The sequence below is a fragment of the Tunicatimonas sp. genome (assembly GCF_049647865.1).
In the GTDB taxonomy this organism is placed as follows: Bacteria; Bacteroidota; Bacteroidia; order Cytophagales; family Cyclobacteriaceae; genus Tunicatimonas.
Genome location: NZ_JBARYM010000414.1, coordinates 1 through 4,670, shown reverse-complemented (window position 1 = coordinate 4,670; position 4,670 = coordinate 1). Strand labels below are relative to the sequence as shown.

Genomic DNA, 4,670 nt, shown 5'->3' with positions numbered 1-4,670 from the left:
TTGTTTACTGGTATTGTGGTGTACTGCTTTTTCTATGCCATCAGTACCATCTTTCGGCAGAAGAAATTGTCCGATATGAAAACTGACTTTATCAATAATATGACCCACGAACTGAAGACTCCTATCTCTACTGTTTCGCTGGCGGTAGAAGCCCTTCAGGACGAGCAGATGGCGCAAAACCCTAATATTTTGCAGCGGTACCTGGGGATTATTAAAGAGGAAAATACCCGATTGGGTTCGCAGGTAGAACGAGTGCTCCAAATTGCTTCACTGGATAAGAAAGATTACACCCTGAAAAAGGAAGAAGTAAATGTGCACGAACTTATCTGGAAAGTTGAAAAAAATGCTACCCCGGCTATTAACAAAAGAGAAGGCGTACTCAATACGGAGCTACTGGCTGACCGACCAACGGTTTGTGCCGATCCGCACCATCTATCTAACGTACTGACTAACCTGATCGATAATGCTAATAAGTACTCTCCCGAAGCCCCCCAGGTAACGCTTCGGACCAAAAGCATCCGCAACGGATTGGTGATTGAAGTGCAGGATCAGGGCATGGGTATGAGCCGGGAAGTGCAAAACAAAGTATTTGACAAGTTTTACCGCGCCCCCACCGGCAACCTTCACGATGTGAAGGGCTTCGGACTAGGGTTATCCTATGTGCAGTCTATTGTGGAAGCCCACGGCGGGCAGGTTTCTGTACAATCAAAATTAGGCGAAGGCAGCACCTTCACCGTTTACATACCCCACGAATATGAAAGTACTACTGGCTGAAGACGATCAGAATTTAGGCATGATCTTGAATGACTACCTCACGGCTAAAGGCTACGAAACCATTCTTTGCCGCGATGGAGAGGAAGCCCTATCAACCTTTAAAAGGGTTGGCGATTTGTCAATCTGTGTATTGGATGTGATGATGCCCAAAATGGATGGGTTTACTTTAGCCGAGGAAATTCGCCAGCGCGATAGCCAGATTCCGATCATCTTCCTAACGGCCAAGTCGATGAAGGAAGATACCATTGCCGGACTAAAACTTGGTGCCGATGATTATGTAACCAAGCCCTTCAGCATGGAGGAGCTACTGCTAAGGATCCAAGCCATACTACGGCGATCTCAGCCGGAAGAAACCGAGCAAAATCAGTTTACTTTTGGAAGATTTGCCTACGATTATCAACAACGCCTTCTTCAGCACGACGACCATGAAGTTAAACTGACTTCTAAAGAATCAGAGTTGCTGAAATTGTTTGCCCAGCATATCAACCAGACGGTAGACCGCACTAAAGCCCTAAAAGTGGTCTGGGGTGACGATAGCTACTTTAACGCCCGCAGTATGGACGTGTACATTGCCAAGCTACGCAAGTACCTAAAGCCCGATGAGAACGTACAGATTTTGACAGTGCACGGGCAGGGGTTCAAATTGGTTGACCTCTCTTAACTTTTGCCGTCACCGCGAGCGATAGCGTGTCGGACGGCCGATGCCGCGGTCTCTTGCTCAATAAGCGGGAAATTACTGCGTCGGCACTGCGTCCACAGTGGATCCGATTCACTGCACTATATTCCGTTCGGAATGACGTGTTTTTATATTTTATTTTGGTCGGATACTTAATTTAACTGCGAAATTAGTTCTTACCATTTCTTTCAAAATCCAACCACAAAGCTTGTAGGCGGGCATCGGATTCGGGCGTTAACGTGAAAAATACCCGAATATCACCCTTTTCTCCCTGCATCTTAAAGCTTCCCCGCAACTGATTCATTGGAGATAGCTCGGTCACTGATTGAATAGTTCCGGCACTATCTAGCAGGTTCATTGCCTGTTCTTTTCTTCTTTCTTTGGATTGATCCAGGTAGAAATTTTCGGCGAGCAGTCGTTCTTCGGTTTCTTCGTCCCACTGCTGAATAAATTGCACTACATCTTCTTTCCGTTCGGCTAAGGTTTCGGAAACTGGAAGCTCCCGGGGCGGGAGGTCAAGCTCATTGAACACAAGTTTTAAGATTTCGGTCCAGGGCCAGGGAGCAGTGTAAGTCCGATTACCGAACGCCATAAAGCCAATACCCAACGCAGGATAAAATTTATAGTTACTACCAAAGCCCGGCAGTGCTCCCCCGTGCGACACCTGCACGGTACCTTTACAGTCTTCCGAAATGCCCAGTCCGTAACCATAACCCACCATCGCCGGACAGGTTTCGTTGTTCCAGTCGGTGGCGTTTGCTATCAATCGTACGTATTGGGGAGTATGCATTTCTCGCAGCGTGCTTCGCTTAACCGGACCGCCATCTTCTCCACTGCGAGGTGGCCAAGCCGATAAATGAAAGCTGACATACTTATTAAAATCTTCAATGGTAGTGAGTAAGCCGCCCATAGCGCCGTAAATACCGTGGTGCAACATCGGCTCTAGTTTATATTCACTGTCTTCCCAACGGTAGCCAATCACCAGCTTATCGTCGGGCACCCGGTCAACTTCCCAGTAGGTATCACTCATGCCCAAGGGCTGGAAGATATTTTCGCGGATATAATCGCCGAAAGGTTGCCCGGATACCCGCTGCACGATGAGCCCCAGCGTAGCGTACCCGGTATTGCTGTACTCGAATTCGTAAGCAGGCACATTGCTAAACGCCGGGGCTTGCTGCAATAAATTCAGCAGCATTTGTTCGGGTTCATCCAGTTGGCGATCGCCCCAGGGATTATCCTCGGGGAAGCCCGCAGTCATGGTCAGCAGATTCTCAATATCAATTACCGGAGCATCGGCGGTAAGGTACTCCAGGTTCTTTGCTTCGGGAATATATTCGGTTACCGGATCGTGTAGTGACAGCTTTCCCTCATCCCGCAATTTTAGTATCGCCATTGCCGTAAAGCTTTTGGTCATAGAAGCGATTCGGAAAACGGAGGAGGTCGTGGCCGGAATATTTTCTTCCCGATTAGCCAGTCCGTAGGCATCGGCTACCACCAGCTCATCATCCACCACAATGCCCCACGCTACCCCGGAAATATGTCGGTCGGCGGCATGCTGCTGCATCAGTTCTTTCAACCTTGGGGCAATAGACTGCAACTGTTCCTTCCGATTATCATCCTGAAAGGTAGGTGGAACGTACAAACTGCTGACCGCCTCTACCGAACCCACCGGGCTAGTCTCATCAGGGGGTGATTCTGGTGACTGGCAGGCCACCATAAATAAAATACAGAGCAGAAATATAGATCGGGTATTGGTAAGCATGGGTAGGTAAGTAGCTGGTTACTAGTATCACTAATTACGATACCAGGCGATAAATTCCTATTCCTGGGTAGGTTACTTCAGCTATTTGGGGAGATTTCTGAAGTGACCGGTTTCTCTACTTGGAGGAAGGAGAATTTAGGCCTTTGCTGGTTAACGGCTCGCATAGGCGCTGGCGAAGGCTTCGCCAGCGCCTATGCATTGTTATGCCCTGTGTTTACAGTTTTTCTATCTGTTCCTTAGGTAATCCAGTGATTTTATTAATTAGATTAGTTGAAAGTCCTTCTTTTTTCATCGCAATTGCAGTTTCAACTTTATTCTCATTTTTTCCTTCTTGCTTACCTTCATTTTTAGCAGTCTCAATGACACTGTAATTGTCTCGGTAGACCTTCAAACTTTCTTCGTATGCTTTCATATCTTCTGAATTTAATTTGGCAATCTCGGCTTCTGAAAACAACTTTTCAAACACCTTCTCCTGTAATCTAACGGGTTTATCCTGTAAACGATGCAGGTTCTTTAGCACATACATCCATTTGTCAAATTGACTGATCAACTCATCTTCCGTTTTTCTGAATTTAGGCATTTCCAGATAAATGAACATCAACTTATCGTAAAAGACTTCCTGAGTTGCTATATCAACTAGCTGCACTTCTCGCACAAATCTATCCTGCTCACTTTTATCCGGAAAACTGAAATTCAAAATTCCAATCGTATAGACAGCTTTCAGATAGTAATCCCATTCTCTGCCCTTCGGTGCTTGACTTTGTATCGGAAATGTGGAGTAGTAAATGCTTCTATCTTTGAAGTACTGTTGCTTCACATTCTGTAGCTCGATGATGAACTTCTCGCCCTTTTCGTTCTCGCAATACAAATCAAAAATTGCTTTTCGATCTGTTTCTGTGTTACCTAGATTTTCAGTATTTAAATAGGTCAAATCCTGAATTCGCTCTCTATCGCCAAGCACTTGGTTCAGTAAATCAATCAATAATTCCTTGTTAAATTCCGTTCCGAACAGCTTTTTAAATCCAAAGTCGGTGAATGGGTTGATATATCTCTCTTTGCTATCCATAGCTCAAAGATAGCTGTTTTGTGCTTTTCTTTTCGATTTACATAGGGCATAACTACTGTATAGCCGCTACTGTAGCATTTGCACACCTACTGTAGGTGTGCAAATGCTATACGTTCTTAAAATAGTGACTATTCCTTGAGTATAAAAAGATCGTCGATAATTTATGGCTACGAGTAAACATTAGCTCGCGCCCCTACGAATAGTAGAACTTTTACTTGATTTCTTAATCCATCCGAGCATTGATGCGTGGGTAACAGATAACTTAGTGCTTAGATACAATTAGTCAGGTGTGTAGTACTACAGTAGGGCTATCAACACTGTCAGGAGGTATTCAAGCATCCCAGCAACTGTGCTGACGGTGTCAGGACGCGATCAAGTACTTCGGCAAGCGT

Annotated in this window: 4 protein-coding genes; 2 read left to right on the top strand and 2 right to left on the bottom strand. The window is 45.6% G+C overall.

Going from position 1 to position 4,670, the window contains the following annotated elements:
• A partial coding sequence (locus tag WBA23_RS12415) for a sensor histidine kinase (RefSeq protein ID WP_424582600.1) occupies nt 1-774 on the top strand: 774 nt, incomplete at its 5' end.
• Nucleotides 755-1,435, top strand: coding sequence for a response regulator transcription factor (locus WBA23_RS12410; protein WP_424582599.1), 681 nt, complete (start codon nt 755-757; stop codon nt 1,433-1,435). The genes WBA23_RS12415 and WBA23_RS12410, both read left to right, overlap by 20 nt.
• Nucleotides 1,436-1,619: 184 nt before the next feature.
• On the opposite strand, the gene WBA23_RS12405 is transcribed toward WBA23_RS12410, so the two are convergent.
• Together WBA23_RS12405 and WBA23_RS12400 are read right to left on the bottom strand one after the other, a co-directional pair.
• Complete coding sequence (locus tag WBA23_RS12405) at nt 1,620-3,212, bottom strand: serine hydrolase domain-containing protein (protein WP_424582598.1); 1,593 nt, start codon at nt 3,210-3,212, stop codon at nt 1,620-1,622.
• 214 nt (nt 3,213-3,426) lie between these two features.
• Nucleotides 3,427-4,278 carry an Rpn family recombination-promoting nuclease/putative transposase gene (locus WBA23_RS12400; protein ID WP_424582597.1) on the bottom strand — a complete coding sequence of 284 codons (852 nt, stop codon included), beginning with the start codon at nt 4,276-4,278 and terminating at the stop codon, nt 3,427-3,429.
• Between the last annotated feature and the right edge of the window lie 392 nt (nt 4,279-4,670).

What these genes read in the sequence shown, in the direction of transcription:
- WBA23_RS12400 (WP_424582597.1), bottom strand. Translation starts at nt 4,278, where the DNA reads ATGGATAGCAAAGAGAGATATATCAACCCATTCACCGACTTTGGATTT.
- WBA23_RS12410 (WP_424582599.1), top strand. Translation starts at nt 755, where the DNA reads ATGAAAGTACTACTGGCTGAAGACGATCAGAATTTAGGCATGATCTTG.
- WBA23_RS12405 (WP_424582598.1), bottom strand. Translation starts at nt 3,212, where the DNA reads ATGCTTACCAATACCCGATCTATATTTCTGCTCTGTATTTTATTTATG.